Here is a 25,131-nt window from a genome sequence, read left to right as displayed (position 1 = left end):
TTCTACTGAAACAGGTTATCGGGGACTGAACAGCATGTGCAGTGCGACAACGCGCGCAGGACGCCAAAAGCGGCTGGCACAACGTGCAGCTAAGCCTGTGGTCGACCCTTGTCCGCCGGGGCAAACCGGTGGCACCTATAAACCACTGCGCGACGATGAACTGCAGAGCATTTACGATACTGCGCTGAAACTCCTCGTAAATCTTGGTCTGGGGGAGGTGCCAGAGCGGTTGCGCATCGATCTTTTGGCAGCAGGTGCCAAGGATGGTGCACCCGGTCGCATCACCTTCCCGCCCCGGCTTGTCGAAGAAGCGATCAATCAGGCACCAACCTCTTTTGTCCTTCATGGTCGTGACGCGGCCCGCTCGATTACGGTGGGCGATGAGGCGGTGCATTTCGGGACTGGCGGGGCTGCGGTGCAAACACTGGATCTGGACAGTCGGCTCTACCGCCCTTCGACGCTCCAAGACCTGCATGATTTTACGCGCTTGCAAGACACTTTGCCCAATATCAGCTGGTACACCCGGTGCTGCGTGGCAACAGATATCGCGGATAGTTTTGATCTCGACGTGAACACCGTCTACGCCCTGTTGAAGAACACAACCAAACCGACCGCGACGTCTTTTACCTTGGCCGGGCATGTCGCCCCCATCGTCGAGATGTTGGACATTGCGGCGGGCGGTGCTGGCGAATTCGCCAAACGGCCCTTCATGAAGGCCCACATCAGCCCGATCATTTCGCCCATGCGGTTTGGTGAAGACGCGGTTGATGTCGTCTATGAATGCATCGCACACAACATCCCGATGTCCTGCATCACCGCTGCCCAAGCCGGTGCGACGGCACCTGCCACGATGGCGGGGTTTTTGGCGCAATCGCTGGCCGAAACTCTTGCCAGCCTTGTGATGGTCCACGCGATCCAACCCGGATATCCGATGATCTTTTCCAATTGGCCTTTGGTGATTGATCTGCGTACCGGTGCATTCGCGGGCGGCAGTGGGGAAACGGCGGTGCTGAATGCCGCCTCTGCGCAACTGTCCAACTGGCTGGGGCTGGTGTCTGGCGTGGCCTGTTCCATGACAGATGCCAAAGCCATCGACGCCCAATACGGCGCTGAAAAGGGGCTGACATCCATGGCGGCAGCCCTCGCGGGGGGCAATTTGATTTACGAGAGTTCAGGTATGACGGCATCCTTGCTGGGGGTCAGTTTTGAGGCGTTCATTCTGGATGATGAAATGCACTCGAACACCTACCGCGCGTTGCGGGGTATCGAGGTGTCGACAGACAACATCGGATACGACGCCATTCTGGAGGCGGTGCTTGGGGATGGGCATTTTCTGGGCAGCGCACAAACCTTGGCGGCGATGGAGCGAGACTACTTTTACCCGACACATGCCGACCGTGAACAGCCGCGCACTTGGGCGGAAAACGGGGCCAAGGATGCATGGAGCGTGGCCAATGAGCACGTGCGCGCGGTTTTGAGCACCCATAAGCCCGCTTACCTGTCACCGGATCAGCAGCGCGAAATCAAAGCGCGCTTCAACATCTTGCTGGACTAAACCTGGTCTATCAGAGTGAACTGATCCTTGAGCCACGGAATGGCGCGATGCGTCTGTGCAATCACCTGCTGGCTCAATTCACTGCGCAGCTTGTGGCTGACCAGATCGATGACGGACCGGGCACAATCCGGGCTGGTAATTAAGGACAGGGTGCGCCCGAAACTCTTGCCCGGAAAAGGGTGCATTTGCAGCTTGGGCTGAAACCGTCTTGCACGGGAGAACAGCAAAGGTGTCGTGATGGTCCAACCGGCACCCGCCGCGACCATCGCCATTAGTGTCTGGTTGTTCCCACATTCAAATTTGTTGGGCAATTCGACCCCCAAGCGGCGCAATTGTGCTTCGATCTGAGCCGCGATGATCAGGTCACTCGAGAATTGCAGGAACGGCAGCTTGGTGTGCCCGGCAACGATATCAGGCAGAGAAGACTCCGCGGACTTTGGTAAAACCGCAACGAAAGGGTCACGCAGCAGTGGCCAGTCGATCAGGTCGTTCAAGGATTTTGCGGGCGAGGTTACAATGCCCAGATCCAACTCCCGATGGCGCAGCATCTTGACGATCTCATGGCTGGTGCCGGTATGGTAGAGGAAGTTGCAGTCGGGCATCTTCTGGGAAAGATGAACAGCAAGTTCTGGTGTGACATCGCTGTCCAGATCCTCGATCGTGCCGACGCGCAGATAAGAAGCATCCGCAACATTGCCCGAAGATGCCTCTGCCGTTGCCTTGCGAATACCCTGCATCGCCTGAGCAATATTGCGCAGAAAGTTACGGCCCGTCGGCGTCAAAACCATCGGCCTGCGGGCGTGATCAAACAGGGCTACGCCGAGATGTTCTTCGAGGCTGCGCAAATGATGGGAAACCGTGCTGACAGACAACCCCGTCTCATTGGCCGTCGCCTGCAAAGAATGTGTCCGTGCATAGGTCTGGAAAAGCTCAAGCCACTTCAGGCTGAGATCTTTGTGAGAAGAGGGTGTCGCCATAGGAGCATCTGTCCGGTCCGAATCCGTCTCGCAGATACATCGCGTAAATCAGCGCACAACGCCAATCAAATCGGAAATGTGGACAAAGCCAACAGGTCAAAGGCTTCCCACTTTTTTGCAGCATAACCCAATGCTAGAAGCTACTCCGGTACTTGCCCGTGCGACAACCCAGAGCGGGTATCTGGCTTAACCTAAGATGAACTCTATAAGCATATTATATGCGCATAATTGACGGGTATATTTATTAAGTGTAATTTCATTCAAGGAGGCCATCACATGAACTCTCATACACGGAAGCCTACAAATCTGTCGTTGGACGCTGCTTTGCTTGCAGAAGCCAAGGCGCTGAAAGTCAATCTGTCTCGCGCGGCAGAGGACGGGGTTCGAAGTGCAGTTTCAGCAGCTAAGTCGGAACAATGGAAAGTTGAGAATGCGGCCGCTATTCGAAGCTCTAACGCATACGTCGAGAAGAATGGCTTGCCACTTGATCGATACCGCCAGTTCTGATGCCCAAATATGATGTGTATCCCAGCCCATCCGGCGACGGCTATTTATTAGATGTCCAAACGGATCTGCTCAGCGATCTGAACACCCGCGTGGTGGTGCCATTGCTCCCACCGTCAAAAGCACCAAAACCGGCGACGAGACTGAACCCTGTCTTTGAGCTTGATGGTAAGTCAGTGGTCATGGTCACACAGTTTATGGCGGCTGTACCGACCAGCATGCTTAATTCCGCCGTTGGAAAACTCGATGAAGAGTTTGAGAAAGTTACGGCTGCGGTCGATATGCTGATGCAGGGTTTTTAAGTACCAGCACACTGCCGGTAAGTGGGAGTGACAGCCGAGAGTGTTAGCCTGTAATGAACATTATGTTATGAAATGCCAAAAGGCGGAGGCGGGACGAAATCATAGCACGCCCGCTATAATCTACTGCGACCGTGGCCTTTGTTCCGAGCGGCTCTGGAGCTTGCGGTCTGCCAGTAGTTTCCCCGCTCTTGACCTCAGTCAGCAATAAGCAGGATGTGCATGAACCGCGGGCCATGCGCGCCGCGTACGTTCCGCGCCTCGATGTCAGCGGTGCCGCTGGTGCCTGTGATGATGTTACAACTCCGGCCTTGTTTTGTGCGGGTTGTTCCGAAGGTGTCAAAGATGTCTTCCATATAGGCCTTGATTGTACTGTTGCGTACAACGGCCAAATGGTGGAGCGGCAGGAAGTTCAACAGGACGGGTGCGTCGGGTCCGGTGAAAAACACGAGTGAGCCGGTCTCGGCAATCCCGGCGTCTGCAAAAGTAATAGCGACAGGCTCGTTCATCTGAGCATGATCCACGGTTTCCAGACCGGACCAGTCCAGGTTTGTGAGACACCCTTTGGGTTGCACCGCAATTTTTGGTTTGAGGTCCTTGGCTGTCAGGTAGGCAGAAACTGCCGTGGGAATATCTGACAGAGACGATAGTTTTTCGACGGTGGCCGTCACAGTTTCGGAGGTCGCTTTTTCGATGAAACGTGCATCTAAGGGCTGTGGCGCTATTTCCGCGCGATATCCGTCGGGCTCGGAAATCAGCTCTGCGGCGAGGGCGTCAATCTCCGCTTTGGACCCCGCTTCCGTTGCTGCGTCAATTTTGGCCAGAATGCTGTCGCGCGACATGCTTTACCTCTGTTGCTTGCGATATTGCTGCATGAATGTGCCCGCCTCGGGCTGTGGTAAGTCGCGGGTACGGGTCCAGCCACCGGCGAAAGGCACTGCACTGATTTTTCCCTGCCCGCGCGCCAGAACACGCAAGTTGATATTCGCGATCGTCGTACAAAAATGATAAAGTGCAGGCCGTGTCGCCAACATCGCCCAGAGCTTGAGGCTCCATTTGGCTTTAGGCGTCACCATTCCGCTCTCAAACTGGCGCGCGCGCAAGGACCGCAGCATGTCGGGCAGGGGTATATTGACCGGGCAGACTTCTTTGCAACGGCCGTTCAACGTACAGGCATTAGGTAAGTCTTTCGACCCCTTCAAACCCGTCATGGCGGGTGTCAGCACCGATCCCATCGGCCCCGGATAGACCGCGCCATAAGCGTGACCGCCCACGGTCGCATAGACCGGGCAATGGTTCATGCAGGCCCCACAGCGAATGCATCGCAACATGGGTCGCAGGAAGTCTGACAGCATGTCTGAGCGATGATTGTCCACCAGAACGATATTCAGGTTCTCGGGGCCATCCCGGTCGCCTGCCCGCTTCGGGCCATTATAGAAGGTCGTGTATTGCGTGATTTCAGTGCCAATGGCGGCACGGGACAACAGCCTGATGAAAACGGCAGCATGTTTCAGGCTGGGCACCATTTTTTCGATACCGACGGTGACGATATGGGTTTTTGGGGGCGTCGTGGTCAGCTCCGCATTGCCCTCGTTGGTGATGGTCACAAAGGATCCGGTATCCGCGATCAGAAAATTTGCACCCGAAATCGAGATATCGGCATTCATGAACTTGGGGCGCAATTCGCGTCGCGCACTTTCAACGAGCGAGGGAATGTCTTGCTTGGTGCCCGGATCCTGGTGCTTTTGCGCAAAGAGCTCGGCAACCTGTTCGTGTGTTTTGTGCATCGCTGGCATCACGATATGAGACGGCGGGTCACCGGCCAGCTGGATAATATGTTCTGCAAGATCGGTTTCGATCCGCTCAACCCCGGCTTCGGTGAGGGCTTCCGCGATGCCGATTTCCTCGCCCAGCATCGATTTTACGCGCGTGGCAGTCTTGGCGTTCTCAGCCCGGCAAATGTCGGTCACGATCCGGCGCGCATCTTCTGGTGTTGCCGCCCAATGCACCTGCGCCCCATTTGCCCGCGCGTTTTCCTCAAATTGGCGCAGATAATGGCCCAGATGGTCCAGCGTGTGGTCTTTGATCTTTTGCGCCGTTTCGCGGGCCTTGGCGTATTGGGGAAACGCATCGATGACCTTTGCGCGTCGGGTGCGCAGCAGCGTTGTGGTGCGATCAAGGGCGGTTTTCAGCGTCGGCTCAGCCAGCGCGCGCCTGACGTTTTCGTTAAAGTGGTGAGAGGTTTGTTCCATCTGAATGCCCTATTTCAGTCTGGGCGCACAGATGCCCGGCCCATCTGCCATGCCAGCCAGAACTTCAATGCTATGAAACACCCGCACATCGCGCCCTTCCCGGCTGAGCTTTCCAGCCATATTCATCAGGCAACCCATGTCACCGCCGAGCAGCGTATCGGCCTGTGTCGCTTTGATCTTGTCGGTTTTGTCACTCACGATCGCTGTGGAAAGCTCGGGGTATTTTACGCAGAATGTGCCGCCAAAGCCGCAGCATTCGTTGTTGCCTTCCAAGGGAACAACGGACAGCCCCTGTACATGAGCAAGCAGCGCACGCGGTTGATCGTGCACACCGAGATCCCGAAGACCCGAGCAGCTGTCGTGATAGGTGGCGGTGCCCTGATAGGTGGCCTTGGGTGTGTAATTCATTACGTCGCTCAGAAAGCTGAGCACTTCCCATGTTTTCGCGCAGACCGCCTTTTGGCGGCTCTGCCACGCCGGATCATCCTGAAAAAGCTCCGCGTAGTGGCTGCGGATCATGCTCGCACAGGACCCGGACGGCACCACGAGATAGTCATAGGGTTCAAAGGCTTCGATCACCTGCTTGGCGATGGCCTTGGTTGTGGCGTCATCGCCGCTGTTAAAGGCAGGTTGGCCACAGCAGGTCTGCGCCGTTGGCACCTCGACAATGCATCCGGCGTCCTCCAGCAGCTTGAGGCTTGCAAACCCGATATTGGGGCGCATGGAATCCACGATGCAGGTTACGAAAAACCCGACGTGGGGACCGCGGTTGTTTGTCATGGACGGCTCCTGATTGCGCGCTGCGAACGTCTTCTTGCCAAGACGCTCTCAACGCCATGGTGGTACATAATCTCTGCCACGACAACCGTTAGCTGTTGTGAAGGGGTGGATGGGAAACGTCTAATTTACTTAGCCGTCGCCGTGTGATCCGCGCCACAGCCGCAAGGCGCGCCGTAGTATCGCTCTCGCGAGGTTTTTCCGATACCGGGATTGAACGAATTCGTCGGATCAAGCGTTTTGTAATGATTGGCCAGCGCGGGTTTCGCCGCATAAAGGTGCCCGACGTTATGCTCTGCCGGGTATTCGGCGCCGCGCGTGTCCAGCAGGGCGAGCATCTGTTTTTTCAGCGCCTTAGGATCGCACCCTTTTTTGACCACATAGTCCTGATGAAAGACGTGGCAGAAGAAATGGCCATAATACATCTTGGCAACTAATTGATCCTCGATTTCGGGCGGTAGCATCTCGACCCAGTTACGGTCGTTGCGTTTCAGCGCGATATCAAGTGCGAGAATATCCTCCGTCGTGCCGGGATGGACCGCATGATACCGGATCGCGGCGCCCGCAGCGGCAAACCGATGCAACATCGCCTTCTTGGTCTCTTTGGGATCGCAGGCAAACCAGCCGTCAGGCCCAACCGTGTCATTTAGGATGCTTTCGGTCCCGGCGATGCTGTGCGCGCTGACCTTGAGGATCAGGTGGTGTTCGAAGCGCGCGCGAAAATCCATCATCCGTTTGGGCAAGGCTTCGGGCAGGATGTTCGAGGCGATCTGCATCACCCGATCGACCAGATTCGCGGGCAGAAACGGAACCTTGGCAAAGCGCGCATCCATCGCGCCCTTCATGGCGAAAATCCTGGGCAGAAAATCCGTCCCCAGCCAGTTGATCATCAGCAGCGTATCTTTGCCGTATTTGCGGGCAATATCGAAACACTCGCGGTGCAGATATTCACCGCTGATCGGCAGCTCTGGTAATTCCGTCAGGGCCCGCCTGCGCAATTCGGTCAGCTGCGCGGGATCAGTCGTGCCGACGTAATATACCTTTTCACCTGTCGCGATGGGGAAGGTATCCAGCCGCACCGCAAAAACCGCGAGCTTTCCGGCACATCCGGAGGCTTCGTGCAAGGTGCGGGGATCGGCGTTGAACCTTGCAGGGCTATCGGCGTCCACATCGCTGACCCGTTCGGGGTAGCCTGCATCCGAGGCGCGGCCCGCATCCTCGCTGAGGTCCGTGTCGCTGAATGCGCCATTGTCGATCCGCGTCAGAATTTCATCAGGACTGTTGCCGAGGTTGATGCCGAGATGATTGACCAGTTCAAGCTGCCCTTCATGGGTGATCTGCGCATAGAGCGACAGTTCCGTATAGGCAGGCCCCCGCTGCACGAGCGAACCACCGGAGTTGTTGCACACACCACCCATGATGGACGCGCCAATGCAGGACGATCCGATCACGGAATGGGGTTGGCGGCCATAGGGCGCAAGCTGTTTTTCTAGGCCGAAAAGCGTGCCACCGGGCAGGCTGACGATCTGCTGTCCGTCACGCAGCAGGTGGATGCGATCCAGTCGCAACGTGGACAGGATCACAACATCGCGGTCATACGTCCCTTTTGGCGTTGAGCCTTCGGTCAGACCGGTGTTGGCAGCCTGCATGATCAGGATCTTGTCCGCTGCCACGCAGGCTTTGAGGATCTCCCACATCTCGACCAGCGATCCCGGTACAACCACGGCGATTGCGTCCCCCTCCCCCGACCGGAATCCTTTACGGTATCGTTCGGTTTGGCGATCCCCCGTCAAAACATGCCGGGGACCAGCGATGGTTTTGAGTTTTGCAATCAGATCGTCATTTGTCATAGGTCTGCTCCTTGCGACTGGATCGGGCGGCGACCATGTCACACGATAAATTATCGGGAAATCCGACATTCGACGCAATAGGCGCAGCGTCGCAGGTGGTTTGCCACGCTGGGCCATCAGCCGGTCGGCGCACCGTCATCATTTATCTGACACAGGGAACGGCGCGCGCGGCTTGCAAATGATCGTGCTGCAACAGATGCCCTCTTTTGCGTTGGTACTTTATGTTGCGCGCAGCAGGAGGATCTCATGCGCGTGCGGCGTCATGGCGAAAAACAGGCGTTTTAGTACTGGTATAAACAGGCTATCTTGCCCGCGATGACACAAGCCACAAAGCCATTGCCCCGCACGGACCTCATCATATGCCCCAATTGTGATGCCGTGTTTTCCCTTGCCCGACCCGGGCATGGCGAAAAGGCAATTTGCAGTCGATGTGATACGGTTTTGATCACGCCACGTCGAAATGCCGGGCTTCAGATTATCGCATTGTCACTGTCGATCGTGATCCTAATTTCCACGGCGGCGGTATTCCCATTTCTGTCGGTGGATGCCGTCGGGATCAGCAATTCAGTTTCGATCCTCGAAACCGCTTTGGTGTTCAGCGATGGGCCATTGGCGGTGCTATCTCTGACAACGGCGGCGCTGATCCTCTTTATTCCGCTGCTGCGGGTATTGCTTTGTCTGTATGTTATTGTGCCGCTTGTCCGCGATCGCGCGCCCGCGCCCTATGCGACAGACGCTTTTCGGGTCGCCGAAGCCTTGCGGCCCTGGTCCATGGCGGAGGTTTTTGCAATTGGCTGTGCCGTTGCGCTCATCAAGGTCAGCGCTCTGGTTCACGTGACTTTCGGGCCTGCTTTCTGGCTGTTCAGCGCACTTGTGCTGCTTGTCGTTGTGCAGGAAAATATAATCTGTAGATGGTCCGTATGGAACGCATTGAGCCGACCGAAAAGATATTAACCGCGCGCGAACTGGGGCTGGTGGGCTGTATTCGCTGTCATCAGGTCTGGCCTGAGGGCACGCCAAAATGTGGCCGTTGCGGACACGCGTTGAAAAGCCGTGACCCAAAAAGCCTGCAACGGGTCTGGGCGTTCTGGGTGATCGGCCTGATGTGCTACATTCCGGCCAATATATATCCCATGCTGCAAACGCGTATGCTGTTTTATGTGCAAGACAGCACGATTGTTGGCGGTGCCGTTGAATTGATCGAGTATGGCAGCGTCGGGATCGCCCTTGTGATCCTCTTTGCATCTGTGGCTATCCCGATTGGAAAATTCCTTGCCATTGCGTTTCTGGCAATATCGATACACCGCCCAACGACGGTTTCTAATCACCAGCGACAAAAGCTCTTTGAGATTGTCGAATACATCGGACGATGGTCAATGATCGACATCTTTGTGGTGGCCATCCTGTCATCGTTGGTGCAGCTTCAGCTGCTTGTGACGATAAATCCCGGTGCGGCCAGTATATTTTTTGCCTCTGCCGTAATTTTCACGATGATTTCCGCGCAGTCTTTTGATAGCCGCTTGATATGGGATCAGATCAACGCGCAGGACGAGGGAACGAAAAATGAGTGACGCCCCGCCGGTCCTCATCGAAAAAGAGCAAAAGTCCATCCTCAGCAGCCTGTCCATTGTCTGGATAATACCGGTTCTGGCGTTGCTGACGGCGTTGTTTGTGGCATTTCAAACCTACAATGCGCGCGGCCCGATGATCACGGTCGAATTTGAAAATGCGGCAGGCATCGTACCACGCGAAACCGAAGTGCGATTTCGTGACGTCAAAGTCGGCGTCGTCGAGGAGGTGATGTTCAGCGAGGGGCTGAGCAGTGTTGTTGCAAGAATTCGCATGGACAAATCAGTTGCACCATATGTCGATTCAACGGCCTCTTTCTGGATCGTTCGACCTGAATTTTCAGCCAGCGGCATAACCGGTCTCGATACCGTGTTGAGCGGGGTGTTCGTAGAAGGATCATGGGACAGTATCATCGGCCCTTCCAATAGCGAGTTCAAAGGTCTGGAGCGCGCGCCACTTTATCATTCCGGCACTGAAGATTTGCAGATCGCGCTCAGGTCTTTGCCCGGCGGCACCCTGAGTGCTGATACGCCCATCCTGTTTCGCGGGATAGAAATCGGCCGTGTGGGCCCGGCCCGCATTTCGCCCGAAGGCAATTTCGCAATTGCCGAGGCGGTTATCTACGAACCTCACGGGCGATTGATCACGCCATCCACGCGGTTTTGGGACGCGTCGGGTTTCAGCTTTTCCATTGGGCCTGCAGGGGCCGAGATTGATTTTACGTCCGTTGCGTCATTGCTCGGTGGTGGCATAACATTCGATACTTTTGTGTCCGGTGGCGAGCAGGTGGGGGATGGCTCCGTTTTTGAGGTATTTGCGTCTGAGACCGATGCGCGCAACAGTGTGTTTAACGCCTCCGAAGTCGACTTGCTTGAGGTGCGGGTGATCTTTGATGAAAATATCTCCGGCCTCACGCTTGGCGCCCCGGTTGAACTGAGTGGTTTGCGCGTCGGTTCTGTTGAGAACCTGTCAGGTGTTGTGGACCCTGAAACCTACGGGGATAGCCGTGTCAGACTTGCCGTTGTTCTTGGCATCCAGCCTGCGCGCCTTGGTCTGCCCGAAGAGATCACGCCGCAAGCCGCGCTGATGCTCCTTGAAGAACAGGTGCGCAATGGCTTGCGCGCGCGGCTTGCCTCAACCAGTATTCTGACCGGCGGGTTGAAGATAGAACTTGTGCAGCTGCCCGATGCGCCGCCGGACCGGGTTGAGATCTCCGAAGGGTCCATTCCCCGCATGCCATCCGCCCCCAGTGAGATCTCTGATGCATCGGCTTCGGTCGAGGGCGTTTTCACCCGGATCAACAGCCTGCCCATCGAGGAAGTCATGATCAGCGTCATGGGATTTCTGCAATCGGCCGAGAATTTACTGTCGAGCGAAGACATCAGGGCCGCGCCCGAAGATTTACGCGGTTTGCTTGGGGATATTCGCGGTGTGATCACGTCTCAGACTGTGCAGGACATACCGGTCACGCTGAACATTGCCCTTGGTAGGCTCGATGGTATCCTCGCCCAGATTGAAGAACAACAGGGCGTGGCGCGCATTCTTGCATCCATAGATGCAGCCACCTCCGCGGCAACCGCGGTTGGTACGTCGGTCGAAGGGCTGCCAGAACTGGTGACGGAACTGGCAGGCGTTGCGGCCGAGGCGGCCAGTTTGCCCCTAAAGGATTTGACCCAGCAGGTCACGGACGTGCTTGCGTCGGCGGACGCAGTTGTCAGCGCGCCAGCGATGCAGGAACTGCCAGCCTCACTTGCTGGTGCTTTGGATGAATTGAACCGCACCCTTGCCGAACTGCGCGAGGGGGGTGCTGTGGATAACGTAAATGCAACACTGCTTTCTGCGCGCAATGCAGCGGACGCGGTGGCCTTGTCCACACAGGATCTGCCCGATCTGGTGGATCGCATCACGCAGGTCTTTGACGAGGCCAGCGCCACAATCGCAGGATATAACAAGGGCGAAGTCCTCAGCCGGGATGCACAGGCGGCCATGCGCGATATCTCGCAGGCCTCCAATGCTATTTCTGCCTTGGCACGTTTGCTCGAACGCAATCCCAGCGCTCTGATCAGAGGACGATAAATGAGACCTTTTCCCTTTCTTTTGAGCGTGTTGATTTGCCTCTCGGCCTGTGGCGCTGTGTCGGACAGATATGCTGTGACATCGCCGCAAGTGACGCAAACACAGGCCATCGCCTTTCGCGCCGTCGAAGTGCGTGACGTGTCCCTGCCCGCCTATGCTGCTGATGATGAAATCACCCTTCAGGCAGCGGATGGCCGCATCCTGAGCGCCGGTGACGTGCTGTGGGCCGACACACCTGACCGCGCCGTAGCGCTGGAACTGAGCCGGTATCTGACGCAGGTCACGCGTGCACGTGTGGCGTCCTCGCCCTGGCCATTTGAATCCCTGCCCGATGCCCGCCTTGATGTGCGCTTTGAAACGCTTGTAGCGGGTGACGACGGTCAGTACCGCGCGGCGGGCCAGTATTTCGTGGCAGTCCCCGATGGCCGTCGGGAACGGTCGGGGCTGTTCGATCTGGCGGTGGCTTTTGATCCTTTGGCCGGGCCATCGGCCATTGCATCAGCGCGCGGGCAGATCATTCTTGATCTGGCTGTATTTATCGCGCGCAACGGTCTGCGCTAGGCCGACCCGTCGCGCAACGCCTGTGACACGCGGGCAAGGCCCTTTTCAAGGTTGACCGTTGCGCCACCACCGACACCCAACCTGATGTGCTGTGGCTGCCCGTAAGCGCTGCCCGGCAAAACAAAAGTGCGGTAGGGATCACCCAGCAAGCGCTTTGCAAATGCGTCACTATCGCACCCGATTGGCAAGCGTCCCAGCCCGATCGCCCCGCCCTTGGCACAACCCAGCTTAACTGCGCCTCCGCATCAAGCCATGTTGTGAGCCGGGCAAGATTTGCAGCGCCCGCAATGCGTGCATCTTGCAGAGCCGGTTCCAGCCGATCAGGGCGCAGGGCAACTCTGGCAAGCCGCGAAAGTCACGGTTGTTCCAATCCAGTGACAGGGATGGATCAATATCAGCAATGAAATCCCCAAAGGTGGGTGAGGCCGACAGGCAAAAAACCGACAATCGCCTCGGGCTTGGATTGCGTCGATTCCAACAGATATTCAAACAGCCTGTGTATCTTGACTTTCATCGGGCCCATCCGCTCTAGTTCATGGGCAACCAAAGAGGCCTTGGTTTATATATGCAACCCCTCCTTCATGGCCGGCCCGCGCGGTTGGCGATCCTTGATTACGGGTTGTTTCAGGTGCATGAGGATGGCCGCATCATTGGCATTTGCGGCTATCTCATCCAGACAACGGCCGGTGAAAATATTCTTATTGATTCGGGGTTTCCTGCCAAATACGGCGCGAATAGCGCGGCGGCGACTGACGAAGACGCGCTTGCCGGTTTTGGTCAGGTTCTGTCGCTGGGCAAGTCGAACCTTGCCCCGGCGCAGCTCGCCCAGCTTGGGTTGGCGCGCAGCGATATTAACCTGATGATCCAAAGTCATACACATATCGACCATGTAGGTTTTATGGGAGGCTTCCCCGGCGTGCCTATTGTCATTGCCGCCGCTGAACGCGCCCTGCCCCGTCCGGTGTATTGGTCCGGGAAACTAACGATGGAATGGCCCGAGGCTAAGTATATCGAACTGGAATCCGACACCCGGTTGGGCCCGGGATTTGATGCGCTTTTGGTGCCGGGTCATGCACCGGGACAGTTGGCTTTTGCCTTGGAGCTGCCCCAGACCGGCCCAGTAGTTTTAACCTCGGATGCGATCAGCAGGCCGTCAGAGTTGGAAAGCGACTTTACCGGTGCATGGGATGCTGACCTGGCCCGCCACCATGCAAACCGGTTGATGACACAGGCACACAACGACAAGGCGATGGTGATATTCGGTCACTGCCCTGAACAATGGCCAAAACTGCGAAAGGCGCCCGAATGGTACGATTAGCGCACGTCTCGTCCCCGATTGAGGATGATGACATTCCCGCCTGAGGTATCGCCCGCCGGTGATACCGGAACGTGCACCCAAGCGGCGACTTCAGCAGGTTGCATCACGTACCCCCAACCACCCGCAGCACCGGTGACAACGGCAATCTTTTTCAACTCCCGGTCTCTTTCCTGCCTGAGTTTTTCCATTTGCACGGCTCCCTACGCCAGATCAGCAATTGTTGAAGCGTTGTGTAGTGCCGCTGAATTTATTCGGGCACACAACGGCTTGCTTCACTGCGCACAATAGAACACGATCAAAAACAGCTATACGATCCGCGACCAAACAACGATGCCCGAAAACGGAGAAAACGGATGCACTTTCTTGAACCGATGCTGCGCTTCACGACAATGGCTGTTGTGGCGGCGCTGGCCGTTGCATGCGCGCTCGCGGCGATGATCTGGAGCGCCTGGTTGATCGTTCCGTTTCTCGTTTTTGCGGCCATGACTTTGCTGGGCGTTCATGATTTGCGCCAACCGCACCACTCGATTTTGCGCAACTATCCGGTTCTGGGGCATATGCGGTTTCTGTTCGAAGGCATTCGGCCTGAAATCCGCCAGTATCTGATCGAATCCGATCAGGATGAGGAACCGTTTTCGCGGGATGCACGTTCATTGGTCTATCAGCGCGCAAAGGGTCAGGAAGACAAACGTCCCTTCGGTACCCGCATGCGGGTTTACGACGCGGGCTATGCCTGGGTGACACATTCGGTCAACCCGATCCACATTGCAGACACGGATTTTCGTGTCACCATCGGCGGGCCAAAGTGCCAGCAACCTTATTGCGCATCCATCTATAATATTTCGGCGATGAGCTTTGGCTCGCTTTCCGGCAATGCCATCGAAGCGCTGAACACGGGCGCAAAGATGGGCGGTTTTGCGCATGATACAGGTGAAGGGTCGGTCAGCAAATATCACAAGATCGGTGGCGGTGATCTGATTTTTCAGGTGGCGTCGGGATATTTCGGGTGCCGGCATGAAGATGGCACGTTCAATCCCGATAAGTTCCGCGAAACGGCCAGCCTCGATCAGATCAAGATGATCGAGGTCAAGTTAAGCCAAGGCGCGAAACCGGGGCATGGCGGCATGTTGCCAGCCTCCAAGATCACCGAAGAGATCGCCGAGGCGCGTGGCATCCCGATGGGGATTGATTGTGTGTCCCCTGCTGCACACTCTTCGTTTTCAACCCCGCTTGAAATGATGGAATTCATCGGGCAACTGCGATCCTTGTCGAACGGTAAGCCCGTCGGTTTCAAACTCTGTATCGGTCATCGGCGTGAGTTCATGTGTATGGTCAAAGCCATGTTGCAGACCGGGATCGTGCCGGACTTTATCGTCGTGGATGGCACCGAGGGTGGTACGGGTGCGGCACCTGTAGAGTTTTCCAACCATGTCGGAATGCCAATGGTTGAGGGCCTCGCGTTCGTGCACAACACATTGCGCGGGGCGGGTCTGCGGGATCAGATCAAGATAGGGGCGGCGGGTAAAATCGTTTCCGCTTTTGATGTGGCGCGGGCACTCGCGCTTGGGGCGGATTGGTGCAATTCGGCCCGTGGGTTCATGTTTGCCATCGGCTGCATTCAGGCACAGGCGTGTCATACAAACCACTGCCCCGTGGGCGTCGCCACACAGGACCCTTTGCGCGCCCGCGCTCTCGATGTGGGGTCAAAATCAGAACGCGTGGCCCGGTATCATCGCAACACGCTCAAGGCATTGGGAGAAATGACAGGCGCCGCCGGATTGGAGCACCCCGGTTGTTTCATGCCACAGCATATGATGCTGAGACTTGGCGACAAGAAAATGGCCGAAGCCAGCGATATCTTTGCCTATCTGCCCGAAGGCTTCTTACAGAACAATCAAGAAGGCTCCCCGGTTCTGGAAGATTACCGCACGCGGTGGCATCGTGCCGATGCTGCAAGTTTCGCGGCACCGGGTTTTTAATTCAGCCTATTTCCCGGCGCGGTGTTTCTTGACATCGCTGGGGATGGCAACATCACCTCTTGTCGCAACCATCAGCATGACGACAACCAGTGCCAAACCGCTGGATCCTATTGCAAAAATCTCGATCGTCATGTTTCCTAACTCCGCTGGATTGATGCTCACCTGATCACGCTAGCCGGAATTGGTTCAGAAATCGTAAGTGCCTTTTACACGCTCTCTCAAAGGGAACCTGACCTCAAGCCAATGTTCTTGCTGCTGATACCCTACCTCAACCGTACCGTTGAGTTGCCGGGTAAAGGCACTGATCAGCTGCGTGCCCAGACCGGTGCCCGCACTGCCTTGCGCGCCGGCGGTGGAATTTGCGATCCGGAAACATGCGGTGTTCTCCGCGCTCATCTCAAAGGTAATGTCGAGCCGCGCAGGCCCACCGCTTTCTGGCTCTCCAAGGTACTTGAGCGCATTCGTCAACGCCTCTGACACCATCAAGGTCAAAGGTGCGGCATCATCAGCATCCATTTGAATCGAGGCATAGTGCTGCGTCACACGCACACCAGCACTTGCAGATAGCCCCATCGCCAGTAATTCACCGATGATTTCTTCGAGTAATTTACCGGCATCGACGCGATCGAGGTTTTCCGTCTGATAGAGGTTCTTGTGCACCGTTGCGAGGCTGAGAATACGTTCCTGCAAGCGTTTCAGCACCTGACGCGCATCGTCGGATTCTGCGCGCCGGATCTGCATGTTCATGATGGACGAGATCAGCTGAAGATTGTTTTTCACCCGGTGGTGGACCTCTTTCAGCAGGATGTTCTTGTCGCGCAGCGTGTCTTCCAGCGCGGCCTCATCACGCACAATGGAATCTGCCATCCGCACGAATGAATTTTGTATTTCCGCAAGTTCGCGCGGTACGCCCTGCCCCAGGGTGGTACGCGGCACGCGGCGGTTAAAAGCAAAGTGGCGCATCTGCCGACCCAGCTTTTTGATGTGGCGCACAGCCAGACGGTTCAACGACCAGAATGCCACCACCAGACTGGCCAACCACATGATCACCGGCAATGCCAGACTAAGCCCGATGGATTGTTGCAGGCTTTCCTCCATTTCATCGGGCCGCCAAATGCTCATCGCATAGGCGACATCCGGGACCACGGGCACAACCGCATAGATGCGCGCCTCGCCGATGGTGTTGGTAGACTGAAACACAACGGACTCCTGCCCGACCAATGCCTGCAGGGATTTATCCGCAGGCAAGTCCACTTTGGTCACGTCATCCGTGCGATCGGAACGCACAATTTTCCCGTCTGCATTGAATGTCACCAGATGCGCCGGCATCCCATCCAGCGGGGTCGCCATGCCGGCACTGAAAACCGACAGCGGCACCGACATTGTAATGAACCCGGCAAACCCTGCGCGGGTGAAAAACGGTTGCGACAGAACCAGCACAGGTTCTGCACTGATCTCGCCGCTTGGGTTGGCGGTAATCTGGCGTCTGGGGTTTTCCAGTTCCCTTGCAAAGCCGGGCGCGTCACTGAAATCATAGGACCCACCCGCCGATGAACAGCGCACGATCCCGTCAGGGGGCAAATAGCTGATGAAGGAATAGAGCCCAACGGCGCGGCGATAAGCACTTAGAAAAGACGAACATGCCCGTGCATCGCTTGCGTATAATTGCGTCAGCGCGCTCAGCGCTTCCGCCGCCCCAAAGGCTTCCTGAAAGATCGAACGTTCTGCACTGGCAGCCTGATCCGTGAGCGCCAGAAGAGATAACTCGGAATTTGAATTGGCTTGTCGTGCAATCTCACGCGTTTGGAAAACGGCAATTAATCCGAACGGCAAAAGGGCCAGCGTCAGAAACACAAGAATTCTGAACGCGAGGCCGCGAAAAACATCACCGTCCAGAAATCCGCCCGTCATTTTAAAACGTTGCGGCTTTGGCCGCCGTCAAAACAGAAAGCGTCGCGTCATCGGTCATTTCAAGCGCGTCCTCATCGCTGAGTTGCATCAATTCTGCGAGACGCTGACGTCCGCGACCTGTGCGGCTTTTGACGGTACCTACGGCAACGCCGCACATCTTGGCTGCCTCTTCATAGGAAAACCCGGATGCGCCCACAAGCAAAAGCGCCTCGCGTTGCTCATCAGGCAATTGCGCGAAGGCAGTGTGGAAATCCGTCATTTGCAACCGCCCGTCATGCGCAGGTTTTTCAGCCAGCGCGCTGCTGTGTACGCCATCCACATCGGCCACTTCTCGCCCGGACTTACGCTGAGAGGAGTAAAACGTATTGCGCAGGATCGTGAAAAGCCAGGCACGCAGATTGGTCCCGGGTTGAAACTGATGAAAATGTGTCCACGCCTTGATCACGGCGTCCTGTACCACGTCATCTGCGGCTACAGGATCGCGGGTCAGGCTGGTGGCGAAACCGCGCATGGCGGGCAAATGATCCAACAGCGCAGAGCGTGGATCGGCAGCGTTCATTTGGAACGACCCTGTTGCTGCTCCTGTTCCTTGAGCGCATCCAGCAAGACACGAAAACGGTCGGGGACCCCTTCGTCGATGACCTGCTCATAGGCCTGCTTGAGGGACTGGTCGATGATCGAATCCCGTTTCCGCTGCGCACCTGACTGAGCCATACTGATCAAAATTCCCTAAAGCGGTTGCAACTATTGCTGCCGGCAGTATCTAAACACCACAACTCTCTATATGGTTCACGTTGCGCCGAAAAAAAGGACACGGTTTATGTCAAATCCTTCAGACACCACAGATATCAGCAGCCAGTTGGCGAATTATCTGCCTTATTTGCGCCGTTTTGCCCGTGCGATGACCGGAAGTCAGTCCAGCGGTGACCGGTTTGCAGCGGCTGCTCTGGAGACGATCCTGACCGACCGATCGGTCCTTGATGGCAGTGACGTCAAAACCGGGCTGTTCCGGGTATTGTATCGCATCTGGTCCAGTGCCGGCGCGCCTGTTGATGATGCCGAAAGTGGCTTGAAGGCGCGGGCGCAAAAACACATGGCCAAGCTGACCGATAACAGCCGCGAAGCGCTCTTGCTGCACACGCTTGAGGGGTTTGGGTTTGACCAGATTGCAAATATCATCGGAATTGAACAAATGGAGGCCGAGGCGCTGGTCTCCATCGCGCGGCGTGAAATGGCAGATGCGGCCTCTGGCTCGGTGATGATCATCGAGGATGAAGCGATCATTGCCATGGATCTGGAAAGCATCGTGTCCGAAATGGGCCACCGTGTAACCGGCATTGCCTCGACCCGCGCGGAAGCTGTCGCATTGGGCAAGGCCGATGCACCGGACCTTATTCTGGCTGACATACAGCTTGCGGATAATTCGTCGGGTATTGATGCGGTAAACGACCTGATTGAAGCCTTGGGCGAGCGTCCGGTCATCTTTATCACGGCTTTCCCGGAGCGGTTGCTGACCGGTGAAAAACACGAACCCGCCTTCCTGATTTCCAAACCCTATGCAGAGGATCAGGTCGTGTCCTCCGTCAGTCAGGCGATGTTTTTCTCATCGACTGAAACACTCACCACCTGAGCCTGTGCGCTCAGCTTGTGGGTGCAAGTTCTGCGGCATCTGGGTTTTCGACAGGATTCTCGGCGACGGGTTCGTCCGGGGTTGGCTCCGTACGCGCCTCGATTTCGGCGTTCAGCGCGGCGCCGAAAAGCACCAGAAAGCTGCTGATCCAGAGCCAGACAAGCATCGCAATGACCGCCCCGATTGATCCATAGACCTCGTTGTAATTTCCGAAATGCGTGACGTAATACGAAAACGCAATGGAAAGCGCCGCCCAGGATACTGCCGCGAAAACCGACCCCGGTGTCAGAAATCTGGTGTTTTCAGGCCGCCGGTTCGGTCCGAACCGATAGAGCATGCCGATACCCGCAAAGATCACCGCAATCCCGAGGCCCCAACGCAAAAGGTCAATGATCACGGATGTGAACCCACCCAACGCAAGAAACGCAAGAATGACCGGCGCAATGACCAGCGCCAATAGCGCGACGATCCCGACGGCAACCAGACTGATGGTCAACAAGACAGCGCGCAGGTAATGACGCCATGTGCCCCGGCTGTCGGTGGCATAGACCACATTCAACCCATGCATCATCGCACCCACGCCTGCGCGCGCGGACCACAGCGCGACGAGTACCGATACAATACCCGTCCATCCCAGCGTGTCCGAACTTGTGCTGACAAGCCCGACGATCTGCGCATTCAGAATGTCATAGACATCATCCGGCATAAGCTCCTGTAACTCTGACAGTTGCACGATGACCACTTCGGGGTCGGCAATCAGGCTCAGCACGGCAATCAAGGCCGCAAGCGCCGGGAAAATGGACAGCATGGAATAAAACGCAACCCCAGCCGCGATCAGCGCCAGATTGCTGCGTCCGACTTGTCCGACTGCAGCAAAGAGCGCTTTGCCAAGCAGGCCAACTGAAATCCGTGATATCATTTTTCTTTATCCTCTCAGCGCAGCCACAAATCAAAAACGGCGCAGCACCAGCACACATAAAACTGAGCAAATTCAGAAATGTACTGCGGGCGATCTCGCAATAAAGGGCGCGACCCTACCCTGCGAACCTAAAGGGAAAATGCCCTGATTTCTACCATGGATTGCGTCTTTTGTGTCTAAGCAGTTGCATCCCACATCCCTTTGAATTTTAGGGTGTGTGATCCTCGTGCGCACACGTCCCTCTGTTAAATCCACTTTGCTTGGGTAAACGCGACTTGACGCAGGCCTGTTTGCCGCTCAAGCAGTCAAAAATAGTTTCCACAAGGACAGTATAATGCCTGAATTCACCCCCGGTCTTATGCAAGAAGTTCGCAGCCGCTTTGCTCATGTAGATGCCTGCCCCTTTCAGGGCCCGCGCGTTTTTTTCGAGAACGCAGGCGGCGCGCTGACCCTCAATTCAGCTGTTGAGACTTCGGCGAAATTCGCGGCCATTCCCGACAATCAGGGGCGTGACAATCCGGCAGCGCATGCTTTGGTCAAGATTATCGACCGTGCTAAATCCGATATGGCGCTGTTTTTCAACGCACAAGGGGGACAGTTCTTTGTCGGGGAAAGCGGCACCGAACTGACCTTTCGCCTGATCCGCACGGCGGCGATGGGCAGCGGTGCGGGGTCCATCATCGGGTCCACGGTTGAGCATCCCGCTTCACGTTCAGCGGCCAGGCATTGGGCGGAACAGGCGGACAAACCCTATATCTCGGTGCCGCATGACGATGTGACGGGGGCTGTCACGCCGCAAGCCTACGCGGCGCTGATGACCCCGGATATCAGGGTCGCGACCATCCTGCACACCTCTCCCGTGACCGGGATTGCAAATGATGTGGCAGGCATCAGTTCAGCCATCCGCGCGGTGGCCCCGGATGCCTTTATCATCGTTGACGGTATTCAGCACGCCAGCCATGGGCGGATTGATATCGCCGGGTATGACATAGATGGCTATGTCGTCTCACCCTACAAGGTGTTTTCCCGGCATGGCTATGGCGTGGCATGGGTGTCAGATCGCATGACCGCCCTGCCGCTTGAACAACTGATCGACGGGCCGCGCGCCTCTTGGGAAATGGGCACGCGGGACACCGGGGCCTATGCGACGTTTTCCGATGTGGTGCAGTATTTCGAATGGCTTGGCACGCAACATACCGACAGCGACGACAGGCAGCAGCGGATCAAGGCGGCAGGCGGCGCGATCCATGCCCATGAACAGGTTTTGACCCACGCGATGCTGCAGGGTACCGGCAATCTGCCCGGCCTTGCGGAACTGCCGGGGGTGACGATCCTTGGCGGGGCGGACAATCCAAAGCGCGAGGGGCTTGTCTGCTTTGCGCTGGATCACGTCCCGGCAGTTGAGATCGTCGAAAAGCTGAATGCGCAGGGCATCCGCACGCATATTCGCAAGACGGATCACTATTCGGGCAACATTCTGTCCCCCCTTGGGTTGACGTCAGCGGTGCGCGTCTCGCTGTGCCATTACAACACCCTCACCGAGGTCTCGGCCTTTCTGGCGGCCATGAAAGATATCGCCGCCGGAGCCAAGTAGGCTTGCCATTTCAACAGCAACGGCCAAGACTAAGGTCATGCACACTGAACTTGCCGCAACGATAGAAAACAGACGAAACGACCTGATCGCCCTCACACAGGCGCTGATCGGCATTCCGACGCTGAACCCGCCGGGCCGTGAGTATCACACGATCTGCCAGTTTATCGCGTCCCGTCTTGAGGCGCGCGGCTTTGCCATTGAGATGATCCGCGCCAGGGGAACACCCGGCGACAGTGACACATACCCAAGGTGGAACGTTGTAGCCCGGCACGAAGGGGCCACGCAGGGTGAGTGCGTGCATTTCAACAGCCATATCGATGTGGTCGAGGTGGGGCAGGGTTGGACCCATGACCCCTTTGCCGGCACGCTGCAGGATGGTCGGATATATGGCCGTGGCGCTTGTGATATGAAGGGCGGGCTTGCTGCGTCGATCATCGCGGTTGAAGCCTTCATCGACACCTACCCCGATTACGCCGGTGCCATCGAAATTTCAGGCACGGCGGATGAGGAATCAGGTGGATATGGCGGTGTCGCCTATCTTGCAGAGCGGGGGTATTTCGACCCGCAGCGTGTGCAGCATGTGATCATCCCGGAACCTTTGAACAAGGACCGCATCTGCCTTGGGCACCGGGGCGGCTGGTGGGCAGAGATCGAAACCCATGGTGAAATTGCGCATGGCTCCATGCCTTTCCTGGGCGATTGTGCCGTGCGCCATATGGGTGCAGTGCTGTCTGAATTCGAAGACAAGCTGTTCCCCGCCATGGCCCTACGTCGGACCGATATGCCCGTTGTGCCCGATGGCGCACGGCAATCCACGATGAACATCAATTCGATCCATGGCGGGCAAGCCGAGCAGGATGCCGATTTTGACGGGCTGCCCGCGCATTGCGTACCGGACAGTTGCCGTATCGTGATTGACCGCCGTTTCCTGTTGGAAGAGCCGCTGGATCAGGTCCGTGCCGAAGTCACCGGCCTGCTTGAAAACCTGAAACAAACGCGCACGGATTTTGAGTATACGCTGACGGAAATCAATTCTGTGCTGCCCTCGATGACCGACCGGGACGCGCCGATTGTTCGCGTCGTGGCACAGGCGATTGAAGAGGTGATCGGCAAGGCCCCGGACTACGTGGCCTCCCCCGGCACCTATGATCAGAAACACATCGACCGGATCGGCAAGCTGAAAAACTGCATCGCCTATGGGCCGGGGATTCTTGAGCTTGCGCATAAGCCGGATGAATATGTCGGCGTCGATGACATGATCGACAGCGCGCAGGTGATGGCGCAATCGCTGGTCACGCTGTTGACGGGCAAGGGCTAGCGCGTCTGACGAAATACCTGAAACATTACTTAACACGTTGAAATCTATGATTTCAGGCAGCGTAACGTGATTCAGGTTTTTCGCATGACGCTTTAGCGCGCCACCGGCACGTCGATATTGTCGATCAGCCGCACCCCTGCGAGCCATGCCGCAGCAAACAGGCGCGCAGGTTCGGATGCGTGATCAAGAAGCGATAGCGTCGCACAGGAGCGCAGTTCGAAATAATCCACGTCGATGAACCCCGCGCCGGTCAACCGACTGAGCGCCGTGGCCTGCAACGCATCAAAGGGCACACCCTGTGACAAGGCAGTGGCAGCCTCCTGCATGATCTCATTCATCCGGGGCGCCATGGTGCGCGCGCGGTCCGACAACAACAGATTGCGCGAGGACATCGCTAGGCCATCTTCTTCGCGGATGGTCGGGCAGCCAACAACTTCAATCGGAATATCCAGATCACGCGCCATGCGCTGCACAACCATCAACTGCTGAAAATCCTTTTCGCCAAAGAATGCCTTGTCTGCTGACGTCTGGGTAAAGAGCTTGGTCACGACGGTCGCAACACCATCAAAATGGCCGGGCCGGTGCGCCCCGCACAGCACATCCGTCATGCCCGCCACAGAGACGTTCGTGCAAAATCCCTCCGGGTAAATCTGACTGACATCAGGCGCATAGACCGCATCCACATCAAATCGGGCCAGCTTGCGGGCATCATCTTCTTCGGTGCGCGGGTAGCTCGCAAGATCAGAGGCCTTGTTGAACTGTTTGGGGTTCACAAAGATCGTCACGATCACCCGATCGCAGCTTGCCTTGGCCGCAGCCACGAGACTGAGGTGTCCGTCATGCAAGGCACCCATCGTCGGCACGACGCCAATCGTCTCGCCTGCCGCATGCCACTCTCGCGTCGCACTGCGCAACGCGCTCAAAGTTCGTAATATGGGGACCGTCATTGTGCCGCTTTAACCTTGGGCGCTGCGTCCGCAAAGACATGTTCGGGTCCCGGGAACCTGCGTGCCCGCACGTCGGCGGCATAGGCGGCAATCGCTGCCTCGCCCAGATCGCCAAGGTCAGCATAACGTTTGACGAATTTCGCCTTGAAGGCGGTGAAAAGGCCCAGCATGTCATCCACCACCAGAATTTGCCCGTCGCATCCCGCTGATGCTCCAATCCCAATCGTTGGAATGTCGATGCTTGCCGTGATCTCATCTGACAAGCCCTGCGGTGTTTTTTCCAACACAACCGAAAAAGCACCCGCCGCTGCGACGGCCTTGGCATCCTGCATCAGCACATCGGCCTGCGGGCCGCGTCCCTGCACCTTGTAGCCCCCCAAGGTGTTGATGGACTGCGGGGTCAGCCCGATATGCGCCATCACGGGAATGCCACGTTGCACCAGAAATTCAATGGTCTGCGCCATGTGCTGCCCGCCTTCCAGCTTGACCGCGCCGGCCCCGGTTTCCCGCATCAGCTGCGCCGCATTTTCAAAGGCTTGCTCAGAGCTTTGTTCATAGCTGCCGAATGGCATGTCGATCACCATCATCGCGCGGCTCAACCCACGGGACACGGCGCGACCGTGGAGGATCATCATCTCCATCGTCACTTCCAACGTCGACGGCAGCCCATGCAACACCATTCCCACGCTGTCCCCGACCAGAACGATGTCGCAATGCGCATCCATCATCTGCGCCATCGGGGTGGTGTAAGCCGTCAAACTCACGATAGGTTCGCCGCCTTTGCGGGACTTTATGTCCACAGGCATGGGGGCTGTCTGTCTGGCGGTCGCACTCATCCGCGCATCTCCGATTGCATGTTCCGTTCCAATACCAAGGGTTTTGACATAAATCCACGTTCAACAGCCGACAGATCGCCGGGTGAGGCATATTTGCGCTGGCATATGGCCTGATACGACGGAAAACACCAGTCTCACTGCGACTGAAGGGCGTGCCGTGCAGGCCTCGGCAACGCGCCAAGATGACAAAGTGTTTTCAATTTGCTATGTTAAAGCCTTTATTTTGCATCCGGTTCGTTTATCGTTTTTCAAAGAACAC

Annotated in this window: 26 protein-coding genes; 12 read left to right on the top strand and 14 right to left on the bottom strand. The window is 56.8% G+C overall.

From position 1 onward, the window contains the following. The first annotated feature begins 34 nt into the window (after window positions 1-34). Window positions 35-1,555, top strand: coding sequence for a trimethylamine methyltransferase family protein (locus RLO149_RS21905; RefSeq protein WP_013984608.1), 1,521 nt, complete (start codon window positions 35-37; stop codon window positions 1,553-1,555). On the opposite strand, the gene RLO149_RS21900 is transcribed toward RLO149_RS21905, so the two are convergent. After that, the gene (locus RLO149_RS21900; protein WP_013984607.1) at window positions 1,552-2,532 is read right to left on the bottom strand and encodes a LysR family transcriptional regulator; all 981 of its coding nucleotides are present in this window, start codon (window positions 2,530-2,532) and stop codon (window positions 1,552-1,554) included. The two genes, RLO149_RS21905 and RLO149_RS21900, sit on opposite strands and share 4 nt — an antisense overlap. A 276-nt stretch (window positions 2,533-2,808) precedes the next feature. Between RLO149_RS21900 and RLO149_RS21895 the strand changes: the two genes are divergently transcribed. Together RLO149_RS21895 and RLO149_RS21890 are read left to right on the top strand one after the other, a co-directional pair. Further along, complete coding sequence (locus RLO149_RS21895) at window positions 2,809-3,039, top strand: type II toxin-antitoxin system CcdA family antitoxin (RefSeq protein WP_013984606.1); 231 nt, start codon at window positions 2,809-2,811, stop codon at window positions 3,037-3,039. After that, complete coding sequence (locus tag RLO149_RS21890; RefSeq protein WP_044025792.1) at window positions 3,039-3,338, top strand: CcdB family protein; 300 nt, start codon at window positions 3,039-3,041, stop codon at window positions 3,336-3,338. The genes RLO149_RS21895 and RLO149_RS21890 overlap by 1 nt, the downstream gene beginning before the upstream one ends. A 194-nt stretch (window positions 3,339-3,532) precedes the next feature. Here the strand turns inward: RLO149_RS21890 and RLO149_RS21885 are convergent, their stop codons facing one another. The 4 genes from RLO149_RS21885 to dld form a co-directional block, all read right to left on the bottom strand. Continuing rightward, window positions 3,533-4,177, bottom strand: a complete 645-nt coding sequence (locus RLO149_RS21885) for a LutC/YkgG family protein (protein ID WP_013984605.1) — start codon at window positions 4,175-4,177, stop codon at window positions 3,533-3,535. Window positions 4,178-4,180: 3 nt separating this feature from the next. Continuing rightward, window positions 4,181-5,587 carry a LutB/LldF family L-lactate oxidation iron-sulfur protein gene (locus RLO149_RS21880; RefSeq protein ID WP_013984604.1) on the bottom strand — a complete coding sequence of 469 codons (1,407 nt, stop codon included), beginning with the start codon at window positions 5,585-5,587 and terminating at the stop codon, window positions 4,181-4,183. 9 nt (window positions 5,588-5,596) lie between these two features. Further along, window positions 5,597-6,367 (bottom strand): (Fe-S)-binding protein, encoded by a 771-nt coding sequence (locus RLO149_RS21875; RefSeq protein WP_013984603.1) that lies wholly within the window; start codon window positions 6,365-6,367, stop codon window positions 5,597-5,599. A gap of 125 nt (window positions 6,368-6,492) precedes the next feature. Next, window positions 6,493-8,214, bottom strand: a complete 1,722-nt coding sequence (gene dld, locus RLO149_RS21870; protein ID WP_013984602.1) for a D-lactate dehydrogenase — start codon at window positions 8,212-8,214, stop codon at window positions 6,493-6,495. 315 nt (window positions 8,215-8,529) lie between these two features. On the opposite strand from dld, the gene RLO149_RS21865 reads away from it, so the two are divergent. From RLO149_RS21865 to RLO149_RS21850, 4 genes are read left to right on the top strand one after another with little or no spacing between them, the layout of a single operon-like run. Beyond that, window positions 8,530-9,168, top strand: a complete 639-nt coding sequence (locus RLO149_RS21865) for a paraquat-inducible protein A (RefSeq protein ID WP_013984601.1) — start codon at window positions 8,530-8,532, stop codon at window positions 9,166-9,168. After that, complete coding sequence (locus RLO149_RS21860; protein WP_013984600.1) at window positions 9,126-9,785, top strand: paraquat-inducible protein A; 660 nt, start codon at window positions 9,126-9,128, stop codon at window positions 9,783-9,785. Before RLO149_RS21865 ends, RLO149_RS21860 begins: the two co-directional genes overlap by 43 nt. Further along, the gene (locus RLO149_RS21855; protein WP_013984599.1) at window positions 9,778-11,859 is read left to right on the top strand and encodes a PqiB family protein; all 2,082 of its coding nucleotides are present in this window, start codon (window positions 9,778-9,780) and stop codon (window positions 11,857-11,859) included. Before RLO149_RS21860 ends, RLO149_RS21855 begins: the two co-directional genes overlap by 8 nt. After that, window positions 11,860-12,420 (top strand): PqiC family protein, encoded by a 561-nt coding sequence (locus RLO149_RS21850; protein WP_013984598.1) that lies wholly within the window; start codon window positions 11,860-11,862, stop codon window positions 12,418-12,420. Here RLO149_RS21850 and RLO149_RS24280 read toward each other — a convergent pair. Continuing rightward, window positions 12,417-12,608: a hypothetical protein gene (locus tag RLO149_RS24280; RefSeq protein ID WP_245538195.1), complete on the bottom strand. Its 192-nt coding sequence runs from the start codon at window positions 12,606-12,608 to the stop codon at window positions 12,417-12,419. The genes RLO149_RS21850 and RLO149_RS24280 overlap by 4 nt on opposite strands. A 377-nt stretch (window positions 12,609-12,985) precedes the next feature. Here RLO149_RS24280 and RLO149_RS21845 point away from each other — a divergent pair, with 377 nt between their 5' ends. Beyond that, on the top strand, window positions 12,986-13,738 hold the full coding sequence (locus RLO149_RS21845; protein ID WP_044025791.1) for an MBL fold metallo-hydrolase: 753 nt from the start codon (window positions 12,986-12,988) through the stop codon (window positions 13,736-13,738). Here RLO149_RS21845 and RLO149_RS24000 read toward each other — a convergent pair. Beyond that, the gene (locus RLO149_RS24000) at window positions 13,735-13,926 is read right to left on the bottom strand and encodes a hypothetical protein (protein WP_044025790.1); all 192 of its coding nucleotides are present in this window, start codon (window positions 13,924-13,926) and stop codon (window positions 13,735-13,737) included. The two genes, RLO149_RS21845 and RLO149_RS24000, sit on opposite strands and share 4 nt — an antisense overlap. A gap of 165 nt (window positions 13,927-14,091) precedes the next feature. Between RLO149_RS24000 and RLO149_RS21835 the strand changes: the two genes are divergently transcribed. Beyond that, window positions 14,092-15,717 (top strand): FMN-binding glutamate synthase family protein, encoded by a 1,626-nt coding sequence (locus RLO149_RS21835; RefSeq protein ID WP_013984595.1) that lies wholly within the window; start codon window positions 14,092-14,094, stop codon window positions 15,715-15,717. 6 nt (window positions 15,718-15,723) lie between these two features. Here the strand turns inward: RLO149_RS21835 and RLO149_RS24390 are convergent, their stop codons facing one another. The 4 genes from RLO149_RS24390 to RLO149_RS23890 are packed head-to-tail and all read right to left on the bottom strand — an operon-like array spanning window position 15,724 to window position 18,342. Continuing rightward, window positions 15,724-15,849, bottom strand: coding sequence for a hypothetical protein (locus RLO149_RS24390; RefSeq protein ID WP_259650614.1), 126 nt, complete (start codon window positions 15,847-15,849; stop codon window positions 15,724-15,726). A gap of 54 nt (window positions 15,850-15,903) precedes the next feature. Then, window positions 15,904-17,628 carry a sensor histidine kinase gene (locus RLO149_RS21830; protein ID WP_013984594.1) on the bottom strand — a complete coding sequence of 575 codons (1,725 nt, stop codon included), beginning with the start codon at window positions 17,626-17,628 and terminating at the stop codon, window positions 15,904-15,906. 1 nt (window position 17,629) lies between these two features. Beyond that, complete coding sequence (locus tag RLO149_RS21825; RefSeq protein ID WP_013984593.1) at window positions 17,630-18,187, bottom strand: RNA polymerase sigma factor; 558 nt, start codon at window positions 18,185-18,187, stop codon at window positions 17,630-17,632. Next, complete coding sequence (locus tag RLO149_RS23890) at window positions 18,184-18,342, bottom strand: NepR family anti-sigma factor (protein WP_245538194.1); 159 nt, start codon at window positions 18,340-18,342, stop codon at window positions 18,184-18,186. The genes RLO149_RS21825 and RLO149_RS23890 overlap by 4 nt, the downstream gene beginning before the upstream one ends. A gap of 106 nt (window positions 18,343-18,448) precedes the next feature. Between RLO149_RS23890 and RLO149_RS21820 the strand changes: the two genes are divergently transcribed. Continuing rightward, on the top strand, window positions 18,449-19,258 hold the full coding sequence (locus tag RLO149_RS21820) for a response regulator (protein WP_013984591.1): 810 nt from the start codon (window positions 18,449-18,451) through the stop codon (window positions 19,256-19,258). A gap of 10 nt (window positions 19,259-19,268) precedes the next feature. On the opposite strand, the gene RLO149_RS21815 is transcribed toward RLO149_RS21820, so the two are convergent. Further along, window positions 19,269-20,177, bottom strand: coding sequence for a YihY/virulence factor BrkB family protein (locus tag RLO149_RS21815; protein ID WP_013984590.1), 909 nt, complete (start codon window positions 20,175-20,177; stop codon window positions 19,269-19,271). 334 nt (window positions 20,178-20,511) lie between these two features. Between RLO149_RS21815 and RLO149_RS21810 the strand changes: the two genes are divergently transcribed. Continuing rightward, complete coding sequence (locus tag RLO149_RS21810; protein WP_013984589.1) at window positions 20,512-21,771, top strand: aminotransferase class V-fold PLP-dependent enzyme; 1,260 nt, start codon at window positions 20,512-20,514, stop codon at window positions 21,769-21,771. 37 nt (window positions 21,772-21,808) lie between these two features. Continuing rightward, window positions 21,809-23,089 (top strand): acetylornithine deacetylase/succinyl-diaminopimelate desuccinylase family protein, encoded by a 1,281-nt coding sequence (locus tag RLO149_RS21805; RefSeq protein ID WP_013984588.1) that lies wholly within the window; start codon window positions 21,809-21,811, stop codon window positions 23,087-23,089. A gap of 92 nt (window positions 23,090-23,181) precedes the next feature. On the opposite strand, the gene panC is transcribed toward RLO149_RS21805, so the two are convergent. Then, window positions 23,182-24,036: a pantoate--beta-alanine ligase gene (panC, locus tag RLO149_RS21800; RefSeq protein WP_013984587.1), complete on the bottom strand. Its 855-nt coding sequence runs from the start codon at window positions 24,034-24,036 to the stop codon at window positions 23,182-23,184. Continuing rightward, window positions 24,033-24,872, bottom strand: a complete 840-nt coding sequence (gene panB / locus RLO149_RS21795; protein ID WP_013984586.1) for a 3-methyl-2-oxobutanoate hydroxymethyltransferase — start codon at window positions 24,870-24,872, stop codon at window positions 24,033-24,035. Before panB ends, panC begins: the two co-directional genes overlap by 4 nt. Window positions 24,873-25,131: the final 259 nt, after the last annotated feature.

The organism is Roseobacter litoralis Och 149, from assembly GCF_000154785.2.
In the GTDB taxonomy this organism is placed as follows: domain Bacteria; phylum Pseudomonadota; class Alphaproteobacteria; order Rhodobacterales; family Rhodobacteraceae; genus Roseobacter; species Roseobacter litoralis.
The sequence above is the reverse complement of the archived record's forward strand: the minus strand, read 5'-3'. Positions and strand labels throughout refer to the sequence as shown.

Excerpts from the sequence above, each read along its gene's own strand:
- RLO149_RS21905 (WP_013984608.1), top strand. The coding sequence starts at position 35 with ATGTGCAGTGCGACAACGCGCGCAGGACGCCAAAAGCGGCTGGCACAA.
- RLO149_RS21900 (WP_013984607.1), bottom strand. The coding sequence starts at position 2,532 with ATGGCGACACCCTCTTCTCACAAAGATCTCAGCCTGAAGTGGCTTGAG.
- RLO149_RS21895 (WP_013984606.1), top strand. The coding sequence starts at position 2,809 with ATGAACTCTCATACACGGAAGCCTACAAATCTGTCGTTGGACGCTGCT.
- RLO149_RS21890 (WP_044025792.1), top strand. The coding sequence starts at position 3,039 with ATGCCCAAATATGATGTGTATCCCAGCCCATCCGGCGACGGCTATTTA.
- RLO149_RS21885 (WP_013984605.1), bottom strand. The coding sequence starts at position 4,177 with ATGTCGCGCGACAGCATTCTGGCCAAAATTGACGCAGCAACGGAAGCG.
- RLO149_RS21880 (WP_013984604.1), bottom strand. The coding sequence starts at position 5,587 with ATGGAACAAACCTCTCACCACTTTAACGAAAACGTCAGGCGCGCGCTG.
- RLO149_RS21875 (WP_013984603.1), bottom strand. The coding sequence starts at position 6,367 with ATGACAAACAACCGCGGTCCCCACGTCGGGTTTTTCGTAACCTGCATC.
- dld (WP_013984602.1), bottom strand. The coding sequence starts at position 8,214 with ATGACAAATGACGATCTGATTGCAAAACTCAAAACCATCGCTGGTCCC.
- RLO149_RS21865 (WP_013984601.1), top strand. The coding sequence starts at position 8,530 with ATGACACAAGCCACAAAGCCATTGCCCCGCACGGACCTCATCATATGC.
- RLO149_RS21860 (WP_013984600.1), top strand. The coding sequence starts at position 9,126 with ATGGTCCGTATGGAACGCATTGAGCCGACCGAAAAGATATTAACCGCG.
- RLO149_RS21855 (WP_013984599.1), top strand. The coding sequence starts at position 9,778 with ATGAGTGACGCCCCGCCGGTCCTCATCGAAAAAGAGCAAAAGTCCATC.
- RLO149_RS21850 (WP_013984598.1), top strand. The coding sequence starts at position 11,860 with ATGAGACCTTTTCCCTTTCTTTTGAGCGTGTTGATTTGCCTCTCGGCC.
- RLO149_RS21845 (WP_044025791.1), top strand. The coding sequence starts at position 12,986 with ATGCAACCCCTCCTTCATGGCCGGCCCGCGCGGTTGGCGATCCTTGAT.
- RLO149_RS24000 (WP_044025790.1), bottom strand. The coding sequence starts at position 13,926 with ATGGAAAAACTCAGGCAGGAAAGAGACCGGGAGTTGAAAAAGATTGCC.
- RLO149_RS21835 (WP_013984595.1), top strand. The coding sequence starts at position 14,092 with ATGCACTTTCTTGAACCGATGCTGCGCTTCACGACAATGGCTGTTGTG.
- RLO149_RS24390 (WP_259650614.1), bottom strand. The coding sequence starts at position 15,849 with ATGACGATCGAGATTTTTGCAATAGGATCCAGCGGTTTGGCACTGGTT.
- RLO149_RS21830 (WP_013984594.1), bottom strand. The coding sequence starts at position 17,628 with ATGACGGGCGGATTTCTGGACGGTGATGTTTTTCGCGGCCTCGCGTTC.
- RLO149_RS21825 (WP_013984593.1), bottom strand. The coding sequence starts at position 18,187 with ATGAACGCTGCCGATCCACGCTCTGCGCTGTTGGATCATTTGCCCGCC.
- RLO149_RS23890 (WP_245538194.1), bottom strand. The coding sequence starts at position 18,342 with ATGGCTCAGTCAGGTGCGCAGCGGAAACGGGATTCGATCATCGACCAG.
- RLO149_RS21820 (WP_013984591.1), top strand. The coding sequence starts at position 18,449 with ATGTCAAATCCTTCAGACACCACAGATATCAGCAGCCAGTTGGCGAAT.
- RLO149_RS21815 (WP_013984590.1), bottom strand. The coding sequence starts at position 20,177 with ATGATATCACGGATTTCAGTTGGCCTGCTTGGCAAAGCGCTCTTTGCT.
- RLO149_RS21810 (WP_013984589.1), top strand. The coding sequence starts at position 20,512 with ATGCCTGAATTCACCCCCGGTCTTATGCAAGAAGTTCGCAGCCGCTTT.
- RLO149_RS21805 (WP_013984588.1), top strand. The coding sequence starts at position 21,809 with ATGCACACTGAACTTGCCGCAACGATAGAAAACAGACGAAACGACCTG.
- panC (WP_013984587.1), bottom strand. The coding sequence starts at position 24,036 with ATGACGGTCCCCATATTACGAACTTTGAGCGCGTTGCGCAGTGCGACG.
- panB (WP_013984586.1), bottom strand. The coding sequence starts at position 24,872 with ATGAGTGCGACCGCCAGACAGACAGCCCCCATGCCTGTGGACATAAAG.